Origin of the sequence: Pseudomonas putida (assembly GCF_005080685.1) — a bacterium.
GTDB lineage: Bacteria > Pseudomonadota > Gammaproteobacteria > Pseudomonadales > Pseudomonadaceae > Aquipseudomonas > Aquipseudomonas putida_V.
The window spans coordinates 2,539,250-2,562,771 of the sequence record NZ_CP039371.1 but is presented as its reverse complement, the minus strand read 5'-3'; the positions used below and the strand labels follow the sequence as shown (position 1 = coordinate 2,562,771).

General features: G+C 64.4%; 19 protein-coding genes. 10 read left to right on the top strand and 9 right to left on the bottom strand.

Annotated features, from left to right (window positions below; genetic code table 11):
* The first annotated feature begins 179 nt into the window (after positions 1-179).
* The 3 genes from E6B08_RS11780 to dkgB all read left to right on the top strand — a co-directional run bounded on the left by E6B08_RS11780 (position 180) and on the right by dkgB (position 3,339).
* The gene (locus E6B08_RS11780) at positions 180-1,832 is read left to right on the top strand and encodes a nitrite/sulfite reductase (RefSeq protein WP_136914154.1); all 1,653 of its coding nucleotides are present in this window, start codon (positions 180-182) and stop codon (positions 1,830-1,832) included.
* The gene (locus E6B08_RS11775) at positions 1,816-2,310 is read left to right on the top strand and encodes a DUF934 domain-containing protein (RefSeq protein WP_136914153.1); all 495 of its coding nucleotides are present in this window, start codon (positions 1,816-1,818) and stop codon (positions 2,308-2,310) included. Before E6B08_RS11780 ends, E6B08_RS11775 begins: the two co-directional genes overlap by 17 nt.
* A 225-nt stretch (positions 2,311-2,535) precedes the next feature.
* A complete protein-coding gene (gene dkgB / locus E6B08_RS11770) occupies positions 2,536-3,339 on the top strand; it encodes a 2,5-didehydrogluconate reductase DkgB (protein ID WP_136914152.1) in 804 nt (267 codons plus the stop codon).
* 3 nt (positions 3,340-3,342) lie between these two features.
* Here the strand turns inward: dkgB and E6B08_RS11765 are convergent, their stop codons facing one another.
* The gene (locus tag E6B08_RS11765; RefSeq protein WP_136914151.1) at positions 3,343-3,819 is read right to left on the bottom strand and encodes a sn-glycerol-3-phosphate transporter; all 477 of its coding nucleotides are present in this window, start codon (positions 3,817-3,819) and stop codon (positions 3,343-3,345) included.
* Between the two features lie 123 nt (positions 3,820-3,942).
* On the opposite strand from E6B08_RS11765, the gene E6B08_RS11760 reads away from it, so the two are divergent.
* From E6B08_RS11760 to E6B08_RS11745, 4 genes are all read left to right on the top strand, one after another.
* Positions 3,943-5,373, top strand: a complete 1,431-nt coding sequence (locus E6B08_RS11760) for an alpha/beta hydrolase (protein WP_238349326.1) — start codon at positions 3,943-3,945, stop codon at positions 5,371-5,373.
* Positions 5,374-5,481: 108 nt separating this feature from the next.
* Entirely contained in the window at positions 5,482-5,946 is a 465-nt protein-coding gene (locus tag E6B08_RS11755) for a DUF1348 family protein (RefSeq protein WP_136914149.1), read from the top strand.
* A gap of 122 nt (positions 5,947-6,068) precedes the next feature.
* The gene (locus tag E6B08_RS11750; protein WP_136914148.1) at positions 6,069-7,304 is read left to right on the top strand and encodes an MFS transporter; all 1,236 of its coding nucleotides are present in this window, start codon (positions 6,069-6,071) and stop codon (positions 7,302-7,304) included.
* 37 nt (positions 7,305-7,341) lie between these two features.
* Positions 7,342-8,115 carry an AraC family transcriptional regulator gene (locus E6B08_RS11745; protein ID WP_136914147.1) on the top strand — a complete coding sequence of 258 codons (774 nt, stop codon included), beginning with the start codon at positions 7,342-7,344 and terminating at the stop codon, positions 8,113-8,115.
* Positions 8,116-8,122: 7 nt separating this feature from the next.
* Here E6B08_RS11745 and E6B08_RS11740 read toward each other — a convergent pair whose 3' ends face one another.
* The 8 genes from E6B08_RS11740 to E6B08_RS11705 form a co-directional block, all read right to left on the bottom strand.
* Positions 8,123-9,085, bottom strand: a complete 963-nt coding sequence (locus E6B08_RS11740) for an aliphatic sulfonate ABC transporter substrate-binding protein (RefSeq protein WP_136914146.1) — start codon at positions 9,083-9,085, stop codon at positions 8,123-8,125.
* 15 nt (positions 9,086-9,100) lie between these two features.
* Entirely contained in the window at positions 9,101-10,060 is a 960-nt protein-coding gene (locus E6B08_RS11735) for an ABC transporter substrate-binding protein (RefSeq protein ID WP_136917386.1), read from the bottom strand.
* 214 nt (positions 10,061-10,274) lie between these two features.
* On the bottom strand, positions 10,275-11,330 hold the full coding sequence (locus E6B08_RS11730; RefSeq protein WP_136914145.1) for an ABC transporter substrate-binding protein: 1,056 nt from the start codon (positions 11,328-11,330) through the stop codon (positions 10,275-10,277).
* A gap of 389 nt (positions 11,331-11,719) precedes the next feature.
* Positions 11,720-12,742 carry an aldo/keto reductase gene (locus E6B08_RS11725; RefSeq protein ID WP_192938653.1) on the bottom strand — a complete coding sequence of 341 codons (1,023 nt, stop codon included), beginning with the start codon at positions 12,740-12,742 and terminating at the stop codon, positions 11,720-11,722.
* Between the two features lie 36 nt (positions 12,743-12,778).
* On the bottom strand, positions 12,779-14,566 hold the full coding sequence (locus E6B08_RS11720) for an ABC transporter ATP-binding protein (protein ID WP_136914144.1): 1,788 nt from the start codon (positions 14,564-14,566) through the stop codon (positions 12,779-12,781).
* A 25-nt stretch (positions 14,567-14,591) separates the two neighbouring features.
* Positions 14,592-15,755: an LLM class flavin-dependent oxidoreductase gene (locus E6B08_RS11715; RefSeq protein WP_136914143.1), complete on the bottom strand. Its 1,164-nt coding sequence runs from the start codon at positions 15,753-15,755 to the stop codon at positions 14,592-14,594.
* Between the two features lie 50 nt (positions 15,756-15,805).
* A complete protein-coding gene (locus E6B08_RS11710) occupies positions 15,806-18,331 on the bottom strand; it encodes a TonB-dependent receptor plug domain-containing protein (RefSeq protein WP_238349325.1) in 2,526 nt (841 codons plus the stop codon).
* A gap of 146 nt (positions 18,332-18,477) precedes the next feature.
* Complete coding sequence (locus tag E6B08_RS11705) at positions 18,478-19,695, bottom strand: acyl-CoA dehydrogenase family protein (RefSeq protein WP_136914142.1); 1,218 nt, start codon at positions 19,693-19,695, stop codon at positions 18,478-18,480.
* A 269-nt stretch (positions 19,696-19,964) separates the two neighbouring features.
* On the opposite strand from E6B08_RS11705, the gene E6B08_RS11700 reads away from it, so the two are divergent.
* The 3 genes from E6B08_RS11700 to E6B08_RS11690 are packed head-to-tail and all read left to right on the top strand — an operon-like array spanning position 19,965 to position 23,425.
* The gene (locus E6B08_RS11700; RefSeq protein ID WP_136914141.1) at positions 19,965-20,954 is read left to right on the top strand and encodes an ABC transporter permease; all 990 of its coding nucleotides are present in this window, start codon (positions 19,965-19,967) and stop codon (positions 20,952-20,954) included.
* Positions 20,951-21,796: an ABC transporter permease gene (locus tag E6B08_RS11695; protein ID WP_136914140.1), complete on the top strand. Its 846-nt coding sequence runs from the start codon at positions 20,951-20,953 to the stop codon at positions 21,794-21,796. Before E6B08_RS11700 ends, E6B08_RS11695 begins: the two co-directional genes overlap by 4 nt.
* Before the next feature lie 33 nt (positions 21,797-21,829).
* Positions 21,830-23,425: an ABC transporter substrate-binding protein gene (locus E6B08_RS11690; RefSeq protein WP_136914139.1), complete on the top strand. Its 1,596-nt coding sequence runs from the start codon at positions 21,830-21,832 to the stop codon at positions 23,423-23,425.
* Positions 23,426-23,522: the final 97 nt, after the last annotated feature.

Below are 23,522 nucleotides of genomic sequence, written 5' to 3'. Positions count from 1 at the left end.
CTTCGATCGCCGACGAACGCTACAAATGGCAGTTAGTCTCACTTAGTTCTTTTGGTTCTTTTCATATGCAAAAACATCACTTTAGCGCATAAACACAACCTGCTATCGTTCGCCGGCTCCGAACCGGAGTGCGCGGCCGTGCGCGCGAATAGCTGCATGCAGCCTGAGACAGGACTTTTATGTACGTATACGACGAGTACGATCAGCGGATCATCGAGGACCGCGTCAAGCAGTTCCGTGATCAGACCCGCCGCTACCTGGCCGGTGAGCTGAGCGAAGAAGAATTCCGCCCTCTGCGCCTGCAGAACGGCCTCTATATCCAACGTTTCGCCCCGATGCTGCGCGTCGCCGTGCCTTATGGCCAACTGAACGCACGCCAGGTTCGCACACTGGCCAAGATCGCCCGCGACTACGACAAGGGCTATGCCCACATCTCCACCCGCCAGAACGTGCAGTTCAACTGGCCGGCCCTGGAAGATATCCCGGACATCCTCGCCGAGCTGGCCACCGTGCAGATGCACGCGATCCAGACCAGCGGCAACTGCCTGCGCAACACCACCACCGACCAGTTCGCCGGGGTTGCCGCAGACGAGATCATCGACCCGCGCCCGTGGTGCGAGATCGTTCGCCAGTGGACCACCTTCCACCCGGAATTCGCCTACCTGCCGCGCAAGTTCAAGATTGCGATCAACGGCTCGAAGGAAGACCGCGCCGCCATCGAAGTGCATGACATTGGCCTCGAGCCGGTACGCAATGCCGCCGGCGAGCTGGGCTTCCGCGTGTTGGTCGGCGGTGGCCTGGGTCGTACCCCGGTGGTCGGTTCGTTCATCAACGAATTCCTGCCATGGCAGGACCTGATCAGCTACCTCGACGCCATCCTGCGCGTGTACAACCGTTACGGCCGCCGTGACAACAAGTACAAGGCGCGGATCAAGATCCTGGTCAAGGCACTGACGCCTGAAGTGTTCGCCGAGAAGGTGGAGGCCGAAATGGTCCACCTGCGTGGCGGCAACACCACCCTGACCGAAGAAGAAGTGCAGCGCGTCTCGCGTCACTTCGTCGACCCGGACTACCTGGCCCTCGATAACGTCGACTACGCCGCCCAGGATGCCGAGAACCCAGGTTTCGCCCGCTGGCGCTCGCGCAACACCCGCGCCCACAAGCGCCCCGGCTACGTGGCCGTGACCCTGTCGCTCAAGCCCACCGGCGTCGCCCCTGGCGACCTGACCGACAAGCAATTGGACGCCGTGGCGGACCTCGCCGAACGCTACAGCTTCGGCTTCCTGCGCACCTCCCACGAGCAGAACATCATTCTCGCCGACGTCGAGCAGCGTCAGCTGCACGCGCTCTGGCTGGAACTGCGCGAAAGCGGCTTCGCCACGCCGAACATCGGCCTGCTGACCGACATCATCTGCTGCCCAGGTGGCGACTACTGCTCGCTGGCCAACGCCAAGTCGATCCCGATCGCCGAATCCATCCAGCGCCGTTTCGACGACCTGGACTACCTGTTCGACATCGGCGAGATCGACCTGAACATCTCCGGCTGCATGAACGCCTGTGGTCACCACCACGTCGGCCATATCGGCATCCTCGGGGTGGACAAGAAGGGCGAGGAGTTCTACCAGGTTTCCCTGGGTGGCAACGCCGCGCGCGACGCGAGCCTGGGCAAGATCCTCGGCCCATCGTTCGCACAGGAGCAAATGGCCGACGTGATCGAGAAGCTGATCAACGTGTACGTCGAACAGCGCACCGAGGAAGAGCGCTTCATCGACACCTACCAGCGTATCGGCATCGACCCCTTCAAGGAGCGCGTCTATGCAGCGAATCATTAAGAACAACCAGATCGTCGACGAAACCTGGCACCTGCTGCCCAAGGAAACCTCGTTCGACGAGCTGACCAACTGCGACGACTACATCGTTCCGCTGCAGATGTGGCGCGACCACGCCCACGTGCTCAAGGCCCGCGACGGCGGCCTGGGCGTGTGGCTGGACAGCGACGAGCAAGCCGAGGAAATCGGTGACGACGTCGAGCACTTCCAGGTCATCGCACTGAACTTCCCGGCCTTCACCGACGGGCGCAACTACTCCAATGCGCGCCTGCTGCGTGACCGCTACAAGTTCAAGGGCGAGCTGCGCGCCATTGGCGACGTACTGCGCGACCAGCTGTTCTACCTGGCCCGTTGCGGTTTCGACGCCTTCGCCATCCGTGCCGACAAGGACCCGGAAGACGCGCTGCAGGGCCTGAAGGACTTCTCGGTGACCTACCAGGCCGCCACCGACGAGCCGCTGCCGCTGTTCCGCCGCCGCTGATCGTCGCTGCTTCACCAACGGCCCGCCTATTGGCGGGTCGTTTCGTTTCTGCAAACTTGCTTCATCAATCCCTGGGCACTCTTGCCTTCAGGTCAAATGACCTTGGCCCTACCCCGCCTTAATCAATCCCATCGAAACCCGCACACTGTTCCCCACTCGAACATCAACCGGCTCTGGAGCGACTAGGCTCTACCGGTTCATTCAACATTCAGCAGGAGCAGCGCCATGAGCATTCCTTCCTTCGGCCTCGGCACCTTCCGCCTTTGCGGCCAGGCCGTCATCGATTCGGTCAAGACCGGCCTGGAGCTGGGCTACCGGGCCATCGACACCGCGCAGATCTACAAGAACGAAGCCGACGTTGGCCAGGCGATTGCCGAAAGCGGCGTGCCGCGCAACGAGCTGTTCATCACCACCAAGATCTGGGTCGACAACTACGCCGAAACCAAACTCATCACCAGCCTGCGCGAGAGCCTCAAAAAACTGCGCACCGACCACGTCGACCTGCTGCTCATCCACTGGCCGGCACCTGGCAACGGTGTCGAACTGCGCGAGTACATGACCGCCCTGGCCGAGGCCAAGAAGCAAGGCCTGACCCGCCAGATCGGCGTTTCCAATTTCAATATCGAGCTGACCCGACAAGCCATCGAGGTCGTCGGCAAGGGCGAGATCGCCACCAACCAGATCGAGCTCAGCCCTTACCTGCAGAACACCAAGCTGGCAGAGTTCCTGAAGGCCCAAGGCATCACCGTCACCTCGTACATGACCCTGGCCTACGGCAAGGTACTCAAGGACCCGGTGCTGGCCGAGATCGCCGCCAAGCACAAGGCAACGGTCGCCCAGGTAGCCCTGGCCTGGGCCCTGCAACTGGGTTACGCGGTGATTCCGTCGTCGACCAAGCGTGAGAACCTGGCCAGCAACCTGCTCGCCCGCGACCTGCGCCTGGATGCCGAAGACATGGCGCGTATCGCCAGGCTCGAACGCAATGGCCGCGAAGTCAGCCCCGATGGCCTCGCCCCGCAATGGGACTGATCGCTAGAAGCGCAGCCCGACGTTGACCATGCCCGCCGCTGCCCCGAGGATCACGAATTCCGCGCCCACCGGCCCCCAATGGGCTCCCAGCGAAGGAATGATCACCGGGGCGACGCCAAAGCGGTTCAGCGGAATCTTGTCGTCGTATTCGCCCTTGTAGCCCTCGATCAACCCGGCACTGAGCTTGACGTACAGTGGGTAATCCGGATGTTCCCAGACCTTGCCAAGATAGGCATAGTAAGAGCGCTGGTAGAAGGAGTTCTTGAAGGTCGCCGCGCCCCACAACACGCCGTCGGTGTAAACCCGCTCGATGCCGACCAGTTCCTGATGGTTGTTGTGGTCCGGATCATGGGTCCAGTGCTTGGTCCAGACGCTGGTCTGGATGTACCAATAATCACCTTCGCGCTCGCTATCGGCCGCAGTTGCAACCAGACTTGCTACCAGCAGGCCGATCCCTGCGACTGACGACAACCACCTCATGCTCAAAGCCTCGCGGGGACGATGCACAGACACTAGTCGCCCCCAAGGCAAAACGCCAACCCCTGCCATTGCGGCGGGCGAGCCTGCTGTTTCCAAGGAGGAAGGATGCCGATGCGGCGGCTGATGGTTTCATTGGTAGTGCTGGTGCTGGCCCTGTTATCGATCGCCCTGTTCGGCTTTCGCATCACCGCGATCGCCGACTTTCGCCTGGAACCCTGGCACACCTACGTGCCCGAAGAGCTAGATGCCGAAACCCTCGACCGCAGCGACTGGGCAGACTATGTGAATGCCGAGGCAAAGCTCTTTCGAGCACTGCACCGGGAGATGCGCGAGCACCTGGCCACAGAGCGATCCTCAGCGTTCAACCGTTTCGATGCCAACAGCCGTGTGTACCCCGGCAACCTCACCCGTGACTGGAACCGCTCGTACATCGCCGAGCCATCCCAGCCGCCCAAGGGCGCCGTGGTGCTGCTGCACGGCCTGACCGACTCGCCCTACAGCCTGCGCCACCTGGCCAGCCATTTCCAGGCCAAGGGCTACGTGGTCGTCGCCATCCGCCTGCCTGGGCATGGCAGCGTCCCCGCCGGCCTCACCGCCGCGCACTGGGAGGACTGGATGGCGGCCACCCGCCTGGCGGTGCGCGAGGCCACCCGCCAGGCACCGGGCAAGCCGCTGTACCTGGTCGGCTTTTCCAATGGCGGCGCGCTGGCGGTCAAGTACGCCCTGGATGCGCTGGCCACGCCCGACCTGGCCCGGCCCGACCATCTGGTGCTGATCTCACCGATGATCGGCGTCAGCCGCTTTGCCCGCTTTGCCGGCATCGCCGGCCTCCCAGCGTTGTTCCCGGCGTTCGCCAAGGCGGCCTGGCTGAGCGTGCTGCCAGAGTTCAACCCGTTCAAGTACAACTCGTTCCCGGTCAATGCGGCGCGCCAGTCCTACGAGCTGACCGAAGCGGTGCGCCAGCAGTTGCTCGATGCCAGCAAAAACCCAGAAGGCTTGCAGGCACTGGCACCGATCATCACCTATCAATCACTGGTCGACGGCACGGTGAGCACGGCGGCGATCCAGACCGAGCTCTATGATCGCCTGCCAGCCAACGGCAGCGAACTGGTCATCTTCGACACCAACACGTCACTGGATATCGACGAAATGCTGCGCCCGACGGTGGCGGCCCTGCGTGACCGCCTGTTCGCAGCGCCGGCGCGCGGCTACGGGCGCACCCTGGTGGCCACGCGCGGCCCAGGCGATGCGCGACTGAGGTCATTGCACTACGCGGCGGGCTCCACCAACGCCGAGGAGCACCTGCTCGACGCCAGCTACCCGGCGGGGCTGTTCTCGCTGTCACATGTCGCCCTGCCCTTCCCGCTCGACGACGCGCTCTACGGTCAACAGCCCAGCCAAGCGGAAAACTACGGCGTCAACCTGGGCACCTTGAGCATGCGCGGCGAACGCGGGGCGCTGATCCTCGACGCCGGAAGCTTTTCGCGCGCGACCTCCAACCCCTTCTTCGAGCTGATGCTGGACAACCTCGACCAGGCCGCCCAGGTGCGCTGAGGCCGGCTGTTTCGCCCGGCGCAATTATGATGTGCGCATGCCGGATATTCTCCACGTACCGTAGGCGTACTACGCTTGGTATCCGCACCCAAGCACGAGGAAGCCGCGATGTCCCGCCCACCCCTGCCGCCGTTCACCCACGAAAGCGCCATCGAAAAAGTCCGCCTAGCCGAGGATGGCTGGAACAGCCGCGACCCGGCCAAGGTCGCGCTTGCCTATACCGTCGACACCGTTTGGCGCAACCGCGTGGAGTTTCTCCGTGGTCGGGACCAGGTGCAGGCCTTCCTGACCCGCAAGTGGAACCACGAACTGGAATACCGCCTGATCAAGGAACTGTGGGCCTTCACCGGCAACCGCATCGCCGTGCGCTACGCCTATGAGTACCACGATGACAGCGGCCAATGGTTCCGGGCCTACGGCAACGAGAACTGGGAGTTCGCCGAGGACGGCCTGATGCAGCACCGCCATTCGAGTATCAACGAACACCCGATCCTGGAGACCGAGCGCAAGTTCCACTGGCCCCTCGGCCGTCGTCCGGACGAGCATCCGGGTCTCAGCGAACTGGGATTGTGATCGCTGCTCGATAATGTCCGATTCGCGCTAGTGGGTGCCTGTTCGGCGTGAGACAGGCAAACCGCCCAATCGATACCCTCCCTGGGCAATGCCTTGTTCCCACTCGAAAGAAGAAAACACCCATGACGACGCCTTCCGCCACTCTGGCCGCAGCGACGGCGCACGACGACCAGCCCCAGGGCTTCGTGGTGCGCATCGTCGGCGCCGCCGCCTTCGCCCATCTGCTCAACGACCTCATCCAGGCCGTGCTGCCGTCGATCTACCCCATGCTCAAGAGCGACTTCTCGCTGAGCTTCGCGCAGATCGGCTGGATCGCCCTGGTCTACCAGGTGACCGCCTCGCTGCTGCAGCCCTGGGTAGGCATGTACACCGATAAACGTCCGCTGCCCTTCCTGCTGCCGTCCGGCATGCTGGTAACGCTAGTCGGCATCGCCCTGCTGGCCTTCGCCGGCAGCTATGAAATGCTTCTGCTGGCGGCTGCGGTGGTCGGGGTTGGCTCGGCGACCTTCCACCCGGAAGCGTCGCGGGTGGCGCGCATGGCCTCGGGCGGGCGCTTCGGCACTGCCCAGTCGACGTTCCAGGTGGGCGGCAATACCGGCTCGGCGATCGGCCCGCTGCTGACCGCCGCCATCGTCATCCCCCACGGCCAGCCAGCCATCGCCTGGTTCATGCTGGCGGCCGGGCTTGCGGTGTGCGTGTTGCTGCGGGTCACCGGCTGGACCGTGCGCCACGGCCAGACCCAGCTCAAGAGCCTGGCGGGCCAGCAGGCACCAGGCCTTGGCAAAGGCGCGATGTGGCGTGCTGTCGGCGTCATTGCCCTGCTGATGTTCGCCAAGTTCGTCTACATCGCCTCGTTCACCAACTACTTCACCTTCTACCTGATCGAACGCTTCGGCCTGAGCGTGCAGCAGAGCCAGCTGTACCTGTTCGTGTTCCTCGCCGCCGTGGCCCTGGGTACCTTCGCCGGCGGCCCGGTGGGCGACCGCATTGGCCGCAAGGCGGTGATCTGGGTGTCGTTCCTCGGCGTGGCGCCGTTCGCCCTGGCCTTGCCATACGCCAACCTGGCATGGACGGCGGTACTGGCGGTGGCCATCGGCCTGGTGATGTCCTCTGCCTTCGCCGCGCTGGTGGTGTATGCCCAAGAAGCCGTGCCGGGCCGGGTGGGCATGGTTTCCGGGGTGATGTTCGGACTGATGTTCGGCATCAGCGGCATCGGCGCTGCCGGGCTCGGCGAGCTGGCCGATCAGCACGGCATCGTCTGGGTGTACCAGGTGATTTCGTTCCTGCCGCTGCTGGGGCTGGCCACGGCGTTGCTGCCGATGACCCGCTCCAAGGCACGCCCGAGCCGCTGCTGCTAACATGGCCGCGCAGCATCCCGGGGCGCGTGAGGGCAACATGGTCAGATCTCAGCAGGACTTTCTCGCAGAAGTGGACGAGTCACCCTGGGAGGTAGGCAGCCGGGCGACCGACTACCCACCGAGCTGGTACATCGCCCCCCACGCACATGCCAAGCACCAGCTGATCTATGCCATCAACGGCCTGATGATCGTCGAGTCGGCCTGCGAGCGCTGGACCGTGCCACCGAGCCGCGGGATCTGGATGCCCTGCGGCCAGGTGCACGCCATACGCTGCGTGGGCGATGTGAAGATGCGCAGCGTGTTCGTACGCCCCGATGCCGCCAGCGACCTGCCGCTGCAGAGCAAGGCCATTGGCATTTCGCCGTTGCTGAGCGAGCTGATCAAGGCCTCGGTGGCCCTGACCGGACCCTTTGCCGCCGATTCGCGCGCGGGCAGGATCATGCGCCTGATCCTCGACGAGATCTGCGTGTTGCCGACCTTGCCGCTGAAGCTGCTGCACCCCGGCGACAAGCGCCTGCAGATGATCTGCGCGACCTTGCAGTCCTCGCCCGACGACGCCTCGACGGTGGCCGACTGGGGCGAGCGCCTGGGGGTGGACGAGAAGACCATCCAGCGCCTGTTCCGCAAGGAAACCGGCATGACCTTCGGCCAGTGGCGCCAGCAGGCGCGACTGATGCAGGCATTGGAACGGATCGCACTGGGCGAGCGCATCATCGATGTGGCCGGCACACTCGGCTACGACAGCCCGAGTGCGTTCGCCAGCATGTTCAAGCGCCAGTTCGGTATCACCCCCAGCCAGTTCTTCAAGTGAGCCCGGTTCACTGCCCTGCGTGCGGCTCGAACACCGTGACCGCCCTGGCATCCACCGGCTTGGGCAACAAGCCTTCGCGGTAGAACGCATCTGCGATTTGCTGCTGCTCGCCCAGGTTGTCCAGCTTCACCGGTTGCACGTCATAGCTGCGCCGCGCGTTGGCTTGCTGCACCGTGGCGCTGTCGAGGTTGCCCCACAGCGGGCCAAGCACCCGCGCCGCCCCCTCAGGATTGGCCTTGGTCCACGTGCCGACCTCGCGCAGGGCCTGGTAGACCTGCTCGAGCACCTCGGGATGGGCCTTGGCGTAGTCGCTGCCAGCCAGATAGTAACGCTGGTAGCTGGCCAGGCCCTGGCCATCGGCCAGAATGCGTGCGTTCTGCTGGCGCTGGGCGCTGGCCACGTAGGGGTCCCAGGTCACCCAGGCATCGACCTTGTGGTTCTCGAAAGCTGCACGCCCATCGGCGGGGATCAGGTAGGCCGGGGTGATGTCCTTGAAGCTCAGCCCTGCCTTGGCCAGCGCCTGGATCAACAGGTAGTGGCTGCCGGCTGCCTTGGTCACCGCGACGCGCTTGCCCTTGAGATCGGCAAGCGTCTTCAGGGGCGAATCGGCTGGCACCAGGATCGCCTGGGCCGATGGCGACGGCGCCTCGCGGGCGAAATAGGTAAGCTTCGCCCCGGCGGCCTGGGTGAACACCGGGACCGTGTCGGCCACATCAGCCGACAGGTCGACATTGCCCAGGTTCAGCGCTTCGAGCAGCGGCAAGCCGCTGGGAAACTCATGCCAACTGACGCGAATGCCTTCGGCCTGCAGGCGTTGCTCCAACGTGCCCCTGGCCTTGAGCAGGGTCAGCAGGGTCGAGGATTTCTGGTAGCCGATGCGCAGGGTTTGCTCGGCGCTGGCCAACGACGGCAGCAGGCCACCGATCAGCAAGCCCAAGGCCAGGTGACGCAGGTGTTTGAAAGGGGGCATCGAGATCGCTCCGAATCAGTGTTGGGCTGCCAGCGCATCGGCGCTGGGCACGGTGAAGCCGGTGGCGAAGGTCGGCGCCACGTCGAGGCGTTGATTCATCAAGCCATGGGCGTGATAGAAATCGGCGGTTTCCTGTTGCTCGCCCACGGTCTTGCTGTCGATTGCCTGCCAATGCAGCTGACGGCGTTCGAACTGCAGGTGCGCGGCGTCTTCGGGGAAACCGATGATGGTGGCCAGGGTCTTGGAATAGCTGTCCAGGTGCTGGTAGGCCCAGACCTGCGCGCCAGCCAGGCGTGCCAGGTAATCCTGCAGCGCGGCGCGCCGGGCAGGCTCGTCGAGGGCCTTGTCGGTGGCGGCAAGGAAGCTGTTGCCACTGGAAAGGCCGCGACCGTTGACCAACACACGGCCCTGCCCGCTCAGCTCGGCCAACGCGGTGTAGGGCTCCCAGGTCGCCCAGGCATCGACCGAACCATTGGCCAGGGCGATCTTGGCATCGACCGGGCCGAGAAAGCGGAACTCGACGTCCTTCTCGCTCAGCCCGACCTGATCCAGCGCCTTCAGCGCCACGTGATGGCCGATCGAGCCGCGCCCGGTGGCGATGCGCTTGCCCTTGAGGTCGGCAGCGCTCTTGAACGCCGCGTCCGGTCGCACCAGCACGGCAGTGCCGTAGGGATCGGACTTGTCCACGGCAATGGCCTTGACCGGCGCCCCCGAAGCCAGCACGAACAACAGCGGCGCATCGCCGATGATGCCAGCGTCGATCGCCCCGGCGTTGAGCGCCTCGGCCAGCGGAGCGGCAGCTGGGAACTCGGCCCAGTGAATGTCGTAGGGCAGATCGCGCAGGGCACCTGCGGCCTCCAGTTGGGCGCGCATGTTGCCCTTCTGGTCGCCGATGCGCAGGGTCAGGCGTTCGGCGGCGATCCCTTGGACCGCGACCAATGAGGCAATGAGAAAAATCGAAAGACGGCTACGCACTGACATCCTGTACTCCTGAAAACATGCTGGACAGGCGAGCCACTCTAACGGGCATGATTAGATTAATGAAATTGATTTTAGGACTAAGCTAATATGCAAATTATTTGAACGGCACAAAATTGTGCATCCCCTTCGCGGGCAAGCCCGCTCCCACACCTTCAAGGACGCTGCTGTACCTGTGGGAGCGGGCTTGCCCGCGAAGGGTTCGATGCGATCAAGACTCGAACGCAATCTGCCCGACCAACGCCGCCGCCGCTGCCAAAGGCCCCGGATCGACCCAGCTGTCGAAATCGAAGTCCTGTTCAAGAAACCCTTCGGCCAGCAGAAACGCCTTCTGCCGCCGCAGCCCTTCAAGGTACACAGGCGTCAGCTGTGGCTCGAATGCCAGATGCAACCTCGGGCCAAACGCCAGACGTACGTCGTCGGCTGGCACCCCGGTTTCCGCCGCGACTGCCGCCACCACCGGCCCAGGGTTCTGCGCCGCCCACTGGGCAGTCTTGAGCAACACCGCCAGGTAGCGCGCCACCAGCTCGGGCGCGCGCACCAGGGTCTGCCGGTCGACAGTGACCGGGCGCGGTGACCCGGCGCTCAGGCGCAGCAACGGGTCGGTCTGTTCGTTGAGGTTGATGATGGGCCGCAAGCCGTGCGCCAATGCCTTGGCCACGCCGGCGCCCTTGATGAAGATTGCGTCCACCGTGCCATCGAGCAGCGCCTGGGTAGGCAAGGCGTGATGATCCTGCTGGCCCGCGCCGGCTTCCTTGAGTTCCCACTCCGGCGCCTCGATGTCGACCCAGGTTACCGCCTCGCGTGATACACCGCCGATCTGCAATGCTGTCAGCAACCCTCGGAGCGCTTCGGCGCGGCCGACATCGACGAGCTCGCCCGCCCTCTTGCGCACCAGCCCCAGGCGCCGCCCAGGCAAGTCGGCGACGGTCTTGATGTCGTCGTCGGCGCGCACCAGCACCCACTGTTCTTCGTCGACCCAGGTGATCGCCACCACCACCGTGTCCTGGCCTTTGGCACGCGCCCAGATCGGCGGCACGTTACCGCCTTCGCGGAAGCTGCCCGGCAGGCTGTGGCGAAAATGCGATTCGCGCACCGCACGGTCACCGGAGGCACGGATGGAGTCGAGGGTGATGCCCTGGGCGGCGAAGGCGTCTTGCAGCCAGCGCTTATGCTGGGCGATGCCTGATGTGGTGGGCACCGGGCAGCGGGTGTACCACAGGGTGTCGAGCGCGGCGCTGGGCGTTACGTGGGAGGCGTGGGACATCGTGGGTCTCCGGGTACGAACGTGTTTGGGTTGGATTTTTTTGTGGTTTTGGCAAACAGCGAGTGGTTCGCTTGGGATCTGCAGGGCCGCTGAAATCGAGCGCCGCCCGCGCGGCGCATCGCGGCGCAAGGCCGCTCCTACATTTGTTGCAACGTGCCTATGTCTGTCAGGCCATGGTTGCTCGCCTTTGGCGCACCACTGAATATCGGGGGTGCGCCCTGCGGCAACACAGATATCGCGCCGGGCCCACCAGGCCGGCAACCATGGCCTACCAGACATGATTGGCCCGAAACAGATGTGGGAGCGGCCTTGCGTCGCGATGCGCCGCGCGGGCGGCGCTCGATTGATGCGCCACCATCAATCCCAGGCGAACACCTCACGCCCTTCCCTCAAACCCGCGACTGCCGCCCATGGAACGGATGGCTCGGGTCGTTGTACCCCGGCGTCGACGAATGCCCGGTCACCACCAGGTCATCGATGAACGCCTCGTCCTCGGCAGTGAACGCATAATTCAACGCCGGAATGTAGTCATCCCACTGCGCCTCAGTACGCGGCCCGGCAATCGCCGAGGTGATCAAACGGTTGTTCAGCACCCAGGCCAATGCGAACTGCCCCGGCGTGATGCCGCGGGCCTCGGCATGCGCGCGCACGCGCTGGGCCAGGTCCAGCGACTCGGGGCGCCATTCGGTCTGCGCCAGGCGCTTGTCGTTGCGCCCGGCACGGGTGCCCTCGGCAGGCGGCTGGTCCGGCGCATATTTACCGGTGAGCACGCCTCGGGCCAGGGGGCTGTAGGACACCACGCCAATCCCGTAGTAATCGGCGGCTGGCAGGTGCTCGTTCTCGATCTGGCGGTTGGCCAGGTTGTACAGCGGCTGGCTGGCACTCGGCCGCTCGATGCCCAGCAGGTCGGCCGTGCGGCTGAACTCGGCGAGCTTCCAGGCGCGGTGGTTGGACAGGCCGTAACTGCGGATCTTGCCTGCGCGGATCAGGTCGCCCAACGCCCGCAACGTCTCCTCGACCGGTGTGGTGTGATCCTCGCGGTGCAGGTAGAACAGGTCGATGTAGTCGGTGTTCAGGCGCTTGAGGCTGGCATCGACCGACTGGATCACGTTATGCCGCGAAGCGCCCTGGTCGTTGGGCCCCTGCGCCCCCGGATTGGGATTGACGAACTTGGTCGCCAGCACCCACTGGTTGCGCCGCGCGGCGATCAGGCGTCCGACCACCTCTTCGGAGGCGCCTCCGTTGTAGCCGTTGGCGGTGTCGATGAAGTTGACGCCCTGCTCGAAGGCCTTGTCGACGATGCGCTGGGCGACCTCGTCCGACGTTTGACCGCCGAACATCATGGTGCCCAGGGTAATCGGCGAGACCTTGATGCCGTGGCGACCCAGATTGCGATATTGCAGCGTGCTCATGCTTGCTCCTTGTCGATTGAAAGCGTCCAGGAAAATCTAGACGGCGAAACGCGATAACAGGACCGTCACCGGCAACGAATGCCAGGTCGGATCGATATAGGGAAAGCCCTGCGCAGGCACCGCCTCGTGGCTGAAGCGCGGTACCGGCACGGCGCCGATCAACGTGCGGGTATAGGCGTGGGATGCGTGCTGCCAGATATCGCAGCCGCCCTCCTCGACGATGCGACCGTCGTGCATCACCAGCACACGATCGGCCATGTACTTGACCACCGCCAGGTCATGGGAGATGAACAGGTAGGACAGGTTGAAATCGTGCTTGAGTTCGGCCAGCAGGTTGAGGATCTGTGCCCGCACCGACACGTCGAGCGACGACACCGCCTCGTCGAGAATCACCAGTTTGGGCCGCAGGATCAGTGCCCGGGCGATGCCGATACGCTGGCGCTGACCGCCGGAGAACTCGTGGGGGTACTTCCACGCCGCCTCGGCCGGCAGGCCGACCCGCTGCAGGGTGTCGAGAATCCGTGCGCTGCGTGCCTGCGCCGAGCGCTCGCCATGCTGGCGCAGCACGCCGTCGAGAATGCTGTATACGCTGTGCCGCGGGTTGAGCGAACCGTAAGGGTCCTGGAACACCATCTGCACCACTGGCCGATGCGCGCGCCACTGGCGGTCGCTGAGGCCGGTTACCCGCTGACCGTCCAGCAGCACCTCGCCGTGGCTGCTGGCGATCAGGCCGAGAATGGTCTTGCTCAAGGTCGACTTGCCGCAACCGGACTCGCCCACCAGGCCCAGTGTCTCGCCAGGGCGGATGACGAACGATACCTCGTTGACCGCTGCCACCTTACCCTGGCGCTGCCGGTACTCGGTGACCAATCCACGCACCTCCAGCACCGCGTTGCCGGCCAATACCGGGGTGGGCGTGGAACCCTGGTATTCAGGACGATGTAACTCGAAGCGCGTCGCCTGCCCCTGCTCCCGACTGACACGGATTTCCGGCAGCCCTTGCTGCAAGTAGTGGCGGTCGGCATCCAGGCGCAACGAAGCGCCCAGCAAACCCTGGGTATAGGGATGCCGCGGCGCGGTGAAGATGCGCTCGGCGCTGTCGGTCTCGACGATGCGTCCATCGTGCATCACCGCCACCCGATCGGCCCATTGCCCCACCACCCCGAGGTCGTGGGTGATCAGCAACAGGCCCATGGCGTATTCCTGGCTGAGTTCGCGCAGCAGTTGCAGGATGTGCGCCTGCACGGTCACGTCGAGCGCCGTGGTGGGTTCGTCGGCGATCAGCAGCGCCGGCCTGCAGGCCAGCGCGATGGCGATCATCACCCGCTGCCGCTGGCCGCCGGAAAGATTGTGCGGGTAGTCGTCCAGGCGTTGCTCGGCGTTCGGGATACGCACTCGCTGCAATAGTTTCAATGCCTCGTCACGTGCGGCTTGCTTGCCGAAGCGGCGATGCCGGCGCAACACCTCGACGATCTGCTGGCCGATGCTCAATACCGGGTTGAGCGAAGTCATTGGGTCCTGGAACACCATGGCGATGCGGTTGCCGCGCAGTTCGCGCATCTGCCCATCGGTGAGTTCGGCGAGGTTCCGGCCTTCGAAATCCACCCGCCCTTCCAGCGCCGTTCGCCCACCGAGCAAGCGCAGGATGGCCATGGCCGTGGTCGACTTGCCACATCCGGACTCACCGACCAGTGCCAGCGTCTCTCCTCGTGCCAGGCTGAAGCTCACGCCCTTCACGGCCGCGTGCTGGCCATAGCGCACGCGCAGGCCGTCGACGCTGAGCAACGGCTGGCGGATGTCGTTCAATGGCACCACGGCGTTCATCGAGGCTCTCCCCGTCGGCGCCCCATCACAAGCGCAGCCCGGCAGCCTTGAGCCGCGGCAGGATCTGTTCGCCGAAGTGGGTCAGGTCCTTGGCAAAGTCATGGAAGTTGAGCTGCACCCCATCGATGCCTGCGGCCTTGAGCGCTGCCAATTGCTCGACCACCTGGTCAGGCGTGCCGACGATCTCGATATTGCCGCCCAGGCCCAGGCCGGTGTTTCGCGTGCCGCCACGCTCGCGCCAGGCATGGGCATCGCTGGCATAGGCGGTGTGCGTACCGAAGGTGCTGGTTACTTTGTTGCCGGTGATGCCCTCGAGATAAGCACGGGTTTCGGCTTCGCTGTCGCGGCTGACCACGACCGGATTGATGATCACCTTCACCTCGCGCCCGTATTCAGCGGCGCGGGCCTTGACCCTTGCCACATGCGCCGGCAGATCCTCCAGCACCTCGGTGATACCCGAGCCGGAAGAGTTGGTGACGAACACCAGATCCGAGTGCTGCGCCGCAAAGTCGATGCCGGCCCCCGAGCCTGTAGCGGTGACCAGCACCGGTCGCCCGTACAGCGGCTTGGGCGTGATGTAGCCGTCCTTGATCTTCCAGCCATGCTTGCCTTCGTAGCTGAAGTTTTCCGGGTGCGTCCACAATGTGTTGAGCACATCGAACAACTCGCCAGCCAGCTGGTAACGTTGGTCGTGCTCGATCTGCGGCCTGCCGAACATCTCGTGTTCGACCGGCCGGTGCCCGGTGACGATGTTGATTCCCCAGCGACCCTTGGCGATGTGGTCCAGGGTGGCGCCGTACTTGGCCAGGTGCAACGGGTGCAGCGGGCCGTACAGCACATGGATGGTGGAGATCAGCAGCATGCGCTGGGTGGCCGCAGCCATGGCGCCAAGGGCGATGAACGAGTCCAGCGAGGCCTCGCCATCGTAGCCCCCCTTGGGCAGCCACTGGGTGCGGCTGAACGCCAGGTCGAAACCCAGTGCCTCGGCCTGCTGGACGATGCCCAGGTTGTAATCGAACGTCCAGGTATTGGAGGTCGGGTAGTCGCTCAGGCGGATGTCCTGCATGTTGAGGAACAACCCCAGCATCAACGGCTGGCGCAGCGCCTGACTGAGCGGGCTGTCCGGGTAGTCGCGCGGCGTGGGGAACTGGCTGCGCGCGAATGCAGGTTGCGGGTGTGGCTGGGCCATGGTCGTTTGCCCTCCTTGCGGGGTTCGGGAAAGGTGCCGAGGCGCTGGACTCACCAGAAGTAGTCCAGCCGTGCGTAGTAGTAGCCACCGTCCACGCCATACGGCGAGTACCAGCTGTAGGCCGGGTTGTCGACCGGGAACAGGTAGTACAGCTTGGCCTGCGCGGAGAGCTGCTCGGGGCGTTCGTTGAAGATGTTCAGGCCGCCCACCGAGACCTTGAGCTGGTCGCTGACGTTGTAGCCGACGTCCAGGTCGGTGATGAAGGCCGGCTTGATCTTCTCGTCGCGGTTGGCGTTGTACTGGCTCTTGCCGGTGACCGACGAGTAACGGGTTTCCTTGAGGGTGACTTCGAAGTCATGGATGAACCAGGTGTGCTGCAACGACGTCTTGTTCTTCGGGACGGCGCTTTCCAGGTTGCCCTGCTTGTCGCGCCCCAGCACTTGCACGCCAGTGCCGGCCAGCGAATCGGGCTCCTTGATATCGCGGATCTCGTGCAGCTGCTGGGTGCTGGTCAGGGTCCACTTGCCACGCCCCCATGGGCCGTACTCGGCGCGGTAGTCGGCCACCAGGTCGATTCCACGGGTGCGGGTGTCGGCCAGGTTGCCGTAATAGACCACGCTCTGGTTGGTATCCAGGCCGGCGGCGGCGAGGATAGCGGCGATATTCGGGTCGTTGAGGCCACTGAGCGAGCTGGTCTGCAGAATGCGGTCCTTGATGTCGATCTGGTAGAAATCCACCGTCACATCGAGGTTGCTCGCCGGCGTTGCGACGAAGCCCACACTGTAATTGCGCGACTTCTCGGGTTTGAGCTTCTTCGAGCCCAACGCTGTGGCAGCGGCGGAGCCCGGCGCGGCATAGTTGGTGACCTGCTGCTGCAACTCGCCGGTGATCGGGCTGGTGCCCCAGGCCGAAGTGCTCGACGAAAAGTGCTGCTGTTGCAGCGAGGGCGCACGGAAACCGTTGTTGATGGTGCCGCGCACGGCCAGGGTCGGGGTCAGTTGGTAACGAGTCGAGAGCTTGCCGCTGGCTGTGTCGCCGACATCGCTGTAGTGCTCGAAGCGCCCGGCCACGCTCACTTCCCAGGCGTCGGTGAATTTCTGCGTGAGGTCGACGTAGGCCGCCGTATTGCTGCGTTCCCAGCTACCCGCGGCGGCGGGGCTGAAGCCGCCCCAGCCGGCCGAGCCGGCGTTGGGGCGCTTACCGGCATTGGGCGAGCCCTCGGGATAGATATAGCCACCGTCGGCGTAGGACGCGTACTCGCCGGCGCGGATCTGGTAGGTGTCGGTACGGTATTCAAGGCCCGCGCCGACATGCAGCGGATCCTTGAACAACCCGGTATCGAACGCCCGATTGACGTCGAAGTTGTTGGTCCACTGGCTGAAGATCGCCTGGCCGTTGTCGAAATCGGTCGGGCTGTCCGGGCCGAACGAGGCATTGAGCGAGTCGTCGTTGTGCAGGCTCAGGTCGTTGCGCCCCCAACTGGTCGAGGCGTCCCACCCCCAGCCGAGCAGGTCGTCGCCCTTGAGGCCGAACACGCCCTGGAAGTCGTCCTCCACGGAGCGGAACTTGGGCTGGAAGCCGTCGGCGTAGATCTCCGGGATGTTCTGCGCCGATACCGCCGTGCGGAAAGTGCCAAAACCCGTGGAGTCGCGGTGGCTGAAAGTCGAGAACGAGTAAAAGTCCAGCGCCTCGTTGAGCGGCAGCTCCATGTTGTAGGAGGCGTTGTAGGTCTGCACCCGCGGCTGGCCCATGATCTGCCGGTAACGGCTCTTGCCGTACTCGCGCGGGTCGTCCCCGGGGTAGATCCGGGTGCGGTCGGGCACGGCGCCGGCGGCGTTGCTGGTTTCCTGGATCTTGATGTCGGCACTGAGGTTGAAGAACCCTTCGTTGGGCAGTTCGAAGCCTTGGTTGATCGAGGTTTGCCCGGTGGCGCCGAAGTTGCCCTTGCTGCCCTCGCGCTGGCCGAACTGGCCGTACAACGCACTGGCCTGCCCGCCGCTGGCGTTGCGTTTGAGAATGACGTTGATGACCCCGGCGATGGCGTCGGAGCCGTACTGCGCCGCCGCGCCATCACGCAATACCTCGATGTGGTCGACCGCGGCCACGGGGATCAGGTCGAGGTCGACTGGGGACTGGCCGTTGGCCGTGCTCGAAGCCTGGTGGAAGATCTGTGCGGTATTGTGCCGACGCTTGCCGTTGACCAGCACCAGCACCGCATTGCCGCCCAGGCCACGCAACGTCGCCGACTTGACGGCGATCCCGGTGGCCCCGGTGAAGCCTGCGTCATTGGTGTAGGACGGCACCTGCGCAGCCAGTGCGTCGCGCAGGTTCTGTTTGCCGCTGCGCGCCAGGTCGTCGGCGCTGATCACATCGATGGGGGCCAGGCTCTGCGCGACGGTGCGCTTCTCGGCGCGGGTACCGGTGACCACCACGGTCTCCAGGGCATCGGCCGGCTGGCCAGCTGGCCGAGGGCTGTTCGATTCATCGGCCAGCGCGCCGTGGCCATACAAGGAAACGAGGCCGATCGAGACCATCTTGCCGAGGTTCGAGCGGGAACTGCGGAGCAACGCATTCATGCGACTACCTGCAAAACAATAGATTGCTGGCGTGGTGGTCGTGCCTGGCCAAGATCAAATAAGTGTGATGTAAAGCGTTACCGGGTGGGGCGTACGCGAACCGGACAGGCGCAGATGCAAGTTGATCCAGCCTGATCGAATAGCAACTAGAAGACCAACCCCTCCTGCAAGTGGGTCACGTTCTGATTGATATAGTAATCACCGACCACCCGCGCTTTATGCAGCAGCGGATTATGATTGAGCAGCGTGCGAATATTGCGCCAATGCCGATCGAAGTTGTGTTTACGTGAAGTCGCCGAACCACCGCCAACTTCGTACAAGACTTCTGCGGCGCGCAAGGCCAACTTGGCGACGATCACCTGCATCTGCGAGTTGGCCAAGGCGCCGTCGATCAATATCTGTTCGAGTTGCGGGTCGCCGCTGAGCAACGCCTGCGAGCCACGGTCGAGCTGGCGGGCAGTCTGGCCGATCAGCGCATCGGTGGCATAGGCAGTGGCGGCGATCTCGCCCACCACCTGTTGCACGAACAGGTCGTCGCGGGCCTCCTGCGCCGGGCTGTGCATGGCCGCCCGGGCGCTGCGCCGCACGTACTGCACGGCATCTTCGCGGATGTTGCGCACCACCCCGACCGCGCAGGCCGCCAGGTGCAATTGGCGCAGGGCCGAGCAATGACGGCCGGCGGCCTGCTGGTGGGCACGGGGCTGGACTTCCTCGGGCCAGACCTGCACATCGACCAACTCGATGCCGCCACTGGCGGTGAGGCGTTGGCCCATGCCGTCCCAGTCATCGAGAATGCGAATGCCGGGGCGATCGGCAGGCACCAGCACCGAAACCACCTGGCCCTGGTCATCGGTGGCCGAGAACACCAGGTAATCGGCGTAGGCGGAGCCGGTGGCGTACCACTTGCGGCCATTGAGCCGGTAGCCTTCGCCCTCACGGGTCAAGCGGGTGAGGATGGTCCCCAGTGGCGCTCCCACCTCGGTGTGCGCGCCGGCGAACAGCTTGCCGTCCAGTACCTTGCCCAGCAACGCCTGCCGTCTCTCGCTATCGGGCGCATGGATCAGCCCTTCGACGAAATTGAAGTGCGACCGCAGGGCATGGGCGACATTCGGGTCGCCCTGGGCCAGGCTGGCGATGCTCTCGATGTAGTCGACCACTTGCCCACCCGGTCCGCCCAATGCCACTGGCACACGCAGGGTGCCTATGCCGGCCTTGCGAATGCGCTCGAACGCGGCGACCGGCAGCTCCCGCTGCAGGTCGCGGCGGCTGGCCTGTTCGGCGATCTCGCCACGGATCAGCTGTACCTGGGCAAGGATCCGCGCCAATGTATCGGCGGACTCAACATGCACTTCGGACTTGGACATCGATCCCACCTTCCACCCCAACTAACCATTCCCTATAAAGTGTCGCCCAAACAGGCGCCTTTGCATCTTCCAAGTTATCAACCGGTTAGTGCAGGCCGCTGACAGTACTGGCCAGTCACTCGACAGGTCAACTAAGCGATCACCCTCGGGGTAGACCGTTTTTATCTAAGGTTAGAAAGAATAGACTGAATAACCTTATGCATTTTTCGCGCATTGACAAAGCGTTTCGGCAACCGTGTAAATAGCTGCGCCTTTTGTGGAACACACTAATGAAACAGATCATGGACGTCGGCCAGGCGTTGTTGCGCGCGCTGGTACATACCGTACCCACGGTGCTTGGAATATTGCTGATCAACTTTCTTTTGCTGCAATTGGCCCCAGGGGATGCGGCTGATGTAATGGCCGGTGAATCCGGTTCGGCAACCGCCGAAAGCCTGGCGGCCCTGCGTAGCCAGTTTGGCCTGGATCAGCCCTGGTGGGTACAACTGTGGACCTACCTCGGCCACCTGGCGCACTTCGAACTGGGCTACTCGCCGCGCTATGGCGCCCCGGTGGAGGCGTTGATTGGCCAACGCCTCGGTATCACCCTGGCGCTGATGGGGCTGGCGATGGTGCTGGCGTTGTCGTTGGGGGTGACGCTGGGCGTGATCATGGCGAGCTTTCGCGGACGTTGGCCCGACCGCCTGCTGTCGGCCGCCTCGCAACTGTTCTATTCCCTACCCGGTTTCTGGGTCGGGCTGATGCTGATCGTGGTGTTCTCGGTCAAGCTGGGCTGGTTGCCCACAGGTGGCGCCGGCACCATCGGCAGCGACCTGCATGGGCTGGCGGCACTGCTCGACACCCTTCGCTACCTGACCTTGCCGGCCTGCTCGCTGGCGCTGATCTACATGGCGATCTATGCGCGCCTGACCCGCGCCTCGATGATCGACGTGGCCCGCCAGGACTTCGTCCGCACGGCCACCGCCAAGGGCCTGGCACCACTGACCGTGACCCTGCGCCATGTGCTGCGCAATGCGCTGCTGCCGATCACCACCATGGCCGGCCTGCACCTGGGCGGCATGCTCGGCGGCGCTGTGGTGATCGAAACCGTGTTCAGCCTGCCTGGGCTCGGCCGCCTGGCCTACGACGCGGTGATGGCCCGCGACTACAACGTGCTGCTCGGCATCCTGCTGATTTCCTCGCTGCTGGTAATCGTCACCAACTTGCTGGTGGACGTGTTGCAAGCCTGGCTCGACCCCCGCATCCGGAATCGGACATGACCACGACCCGCCGTATCGCCTTGTGGGCGCCTCTGCGCGCCCCCCTCTCGCTGTTCGCCATCATCGTCCTGCTGACCGTGCTGGGCAGCGCCCTGCTGGCGCCCTGGTTGTTTCCCGGCGACCCGCTGGACATGCAGGCCGAGGCGTTTCTCTGGCCGGGCCAGGACTGGCACTACCCGCTGGGCACCGACATGCTCGGTCGCGACGTGCTCGCCGGGCTGGTGCATGGTGCGCGCATCTCGTTGCAGGTCGGCGCCCTGGCCACGCTATGCGGGGTGCTGGCTGGCGTGCTGCTCGGCGCGCTGGCCGGCTATTTCGGTGGCCGCCTGGATTACGCGGTACAACGCCTGGTGGAGATCTTCCAGACCATGCCCAGCTTCGTGCTGCTGGTCGCGCTGGTGGCCATCGTGCAGCCTTCGCTGCCCACCGTGGTGTTCGCCATTGCGCTGATCTCGTGGCCGACGGTGGCGCGCCTGGTACGCGCCGAGGTCCGTTCGCTGCGCCAGCGTGAATACGTGCTGGCAGCGCGCAGCGTGGGCTATGGCCACTGGCGGATCATGCTGCGCGAGATTCTGCCCAACGTCCTGCCGACCCTGGTGGTGACCACCTCGATCATGATCGCCTCGGCCATCCTCATGGAGTCGGCACTGTCGTTCATGGGCCTGGGCGATCCCAACCACGTGAGCTGGGGCAGCATGATCGGCAATGGCCGCGAGCAGATCCGTACCGCCTGGTACCTGACCGCCATCCCGGGCCTTGCGATCTTCCTCACCGTGCTCGCCTTCAACCTGCTGGGCGACGCCCTGACCGACGCCTTCACTCCTAACCGGGCCGACGCTTGACGGCCCCACCCTCCCCGACCACGGACCTTGCCCATGAGCCTGACCCGACGCCAACTCCTGGCCTATGGCGGAGCATCCGCCGCCTTTTTGCAACTGTCGCCGCGCCTGTCGTTCGCCGAAGGTGGCCCGGTCGCCGGGGGCACCCTGAACCTGCACGTGGCCATCGAGCCGCCGATACTGGTCAACCTGACCCACACCGCCGGCCCTACGGTGTACATCGCCGGCAAAATCACCGAGGGGCTGCTGACCTATGACGACGACCTCAACCCCAAGCCATTGCTGGCCACGGCCTGGGACATCAGCGCAGATGGCCTGCGCTACACCTTCACCCTGCGCCAGGGCGTGAAATGGCATGACGGCCAGGACTTCAGTGCCGATGACGTGGTGTTTTCGCTGCAGACGCTGAAGGCATCGAACCCGAGGGGGCGAGCGACCTTCGCCAATGTCACCGAGGTGAAGGCGCTGGACCCGCACCGGGTCGAACTGACGCTGAGCAAACCGGCACCCTACCTGATCACCGCCCTGGCGGCCTGTGAATCGCCGATCGTCGCAAGGCATGTGTACGGCCAGGCGAAACCTGAAACCCATCCGAACGCCACGGCGCCCATCGGCACCGGGCCCTTCGTGTTCCGTGAATGGGTGCGCGGCAGCCATGTGATCCTCGAGCGTAACCCGCATTACTGGGACGCCCCGCGGCCCTACCTGGACCGCATCGTGGTGCGTTTCATCGGCGACTCGGCGGCCACGGTGGCCGCACTGGAGGCCGGTGAAGTGCATTTTTCCACCGGTGGCGTGCCGCTCACCGACATCGCCAGGCTGCAAGGCAACCCGCGCCTGGCCGTGGAAGATCGCCGCGAGCCCTATATCAACGGCATCATGCGCATCGAGTTCAACCTCGAACACCCGCACCTGCAGAAGCTGCCGGTACGTCAGGCGATTGCCCATGCGATCAACAACGACTTCATCCGCAAGACCATCTGCCTGGGCTACGGCAAGCCCCTGCCCGGCCCCATCAGCCCGGACATGACACGCTTCTTCGATCCCGAGTTGCCGCGCTATGCCTACGACGTGGCCCTGGCCAACCAACTGCTGGAGGACGCAGGCTATGCCAAGGGTGCCGATGGCGTGCGCCTGCGCCTGACCCTGGACCCACTGCCGGCTGGCGAGGTGTACCGGCGCACCGGCGACTACCTGAAGCAGGCGCTGGCGCGGGTAGGCATCCAGGTCAACCTGCGTACCCAGGATTTCGCCACGTACGTGAAGCGGGTGTACACCGACCGGGCGTTCGATTTCACCCTCAACGGCATGAGCAACCTGTTCGACCCGACAGTGGGCGTGCAGCGGCTGTACTGGTCGAAGAACTTCCAGCCGGGGGTGCCGTTTTCCAATGGTGCGCGCTACAACAGCCCGAAGGTGGATGCGTTGCTCGAAGCCGCCGCGACCGAGACCGACGAGCAGAAGCGCTATGCGTTGTTCTCCGACTTCCAGCGCCAGGTGGTCGCCGACCTACCTGATCTGGGGGTGATCACCCAGGTCAACCCGGTCGTCTACGACAAGCGCGTGCGGCAGTTGTTCACCAGCGGCGAAGGCCTCGGCGGCAGCCTGGCGCAGGCCTGGCTCGACAGCTAGCCATGGGAGGCGCGAACAACCACGCGCCCATAGATGCCGCAAAAAGAAATTAAATGACCCATTCATATTCTGTAGCGGCATAAAAATAGCACCCATC

Bases quoted from the DNA above. Each gene is read 5' to 3' on its own strand.
- E6B08_RS11755 (WP_136914149.1), top strand. From the start codon at position 5,482: ATGTCCCGCCCACCCCTGCCGCCGTTCACCCACGAAAGCGCCATCGAA.
- E6B08_RS11760 (WP_238349326.1), top strand. From the start codon at position 3,943: ATGGTTTCATTGGTAGTGCTGGTGCTGGCCCTGTTATCGATCGCCCTG.
- E6B08_RS11750 (WP_136914148.1), top strand. From the start codon at position 6,069: ATGACGACGCCTTCCGCCACTCTGGCCGCAGCGACGGCGCACGACGAC.
- E6B08_RS11765 (WP_136914151.1), bottom strand. From the start codon at position 3,819: ATGAGGTGGTTGTCGTCAGTCGCAGGGATCGGCCTGCTGGTAGCAAGT.
- E6B08_RS11720 (WP_136914144.1), bottom strand. From the start codon at position 14,566: ATGAACGCCGTGGTGCCATTGAACGACATCCGCCAGCCGTTGCTCAGC.
- E6B08_RS11710 (WP_238349325.1), bottom strand. From the start codon at position 18,331: ATGAATGCGTTGCTCCGCAGTTCCCGCTCGAACCTCGGCAAGATGGTC.
- E6B08_RS11705 (WP_136914142.1), bottom strand. From the start codon at position 19,695: ATGTCCAAGTCCGAAGTGCATGTTGAGTCCGCCGATACATTGGCGCGG.
- E6B08_RS11725 (WP_192938653.1), bottom strand. From the start codon at position 12,742: ATGAGCACGCTGCAATATCGCAATCTGGGTCGCCACGGCATCAAGGTC.
- E6B08_RS11695 (WP_136914140.1), top strand. From the start codon at position 20,951: ATGACCACGACCCGCCGTATCGCCTTGTGGGCGCCTCTGCGCGCCCCC.
- E6B08_RS11780 (WP_136914154.1), top strand. From the start codon at position 180: ATGTACGTATACGACGAGTACGATCAGCGGATCATCGAGGACCGCGTC.
- E6B08_RS11690 (WP_136914139.1), top strand. From the start codon at position 21,830: ATGAGCCTGACCCGACGCCAACTCCTGGCCTATGGCGGAGCATCCGCC.
- E6B08_RS11730 (WP_136914145.1), bottom strand. From the start codon at position 11,330: ATGTCCCACGCCTCCCACGTAACGCCCAGCGCCGCGCTCGACACCCTG.
- E6B08_RS11775 (WP_136914153.1), top strand. From the start codon at position 1,816: ATGCAGCGAATCATTAAGAACAACCAGATCGTCGACGAAACCTGGCAC.
- E6B08_RS11745 (WP_136914147.1), top strand. From the start codon at position 7,342: ATGGTCAGATCTCAGCAGGACTTTCTCGCAGAAGTGGACGAGTCACCC.
- E6B08_RS11715 (WP_136914143.1), bottom strand. From the start codon at position 15,755: ATGGCCCAGCCACACCCGCAACCTGCATTCGCGCGCAGCCAGTTCCCC.
- dkgB (WP_136914152.1), top strand. From the start codon at position 2,536: ATGAGCATTCCTTCCTTCGGCCTCGGCACCTTCCGCCTTTGCGGCCAG.
- E6B08_RS11740 (WP_136914146.1), bottom strand. From the start codon at position 9,085: ATGCCCCCTTTCAAACACCTGCGTCACCTGGCCTTGGGCTTGCTGATC.
- E6B08_RS11700 (WP_136914141.1), top strand. From the start codon at position 19,965: ATGAAACAGATCATGGACGTCGGCCAGGCGTTGTTGCGCGCGCTGGTA.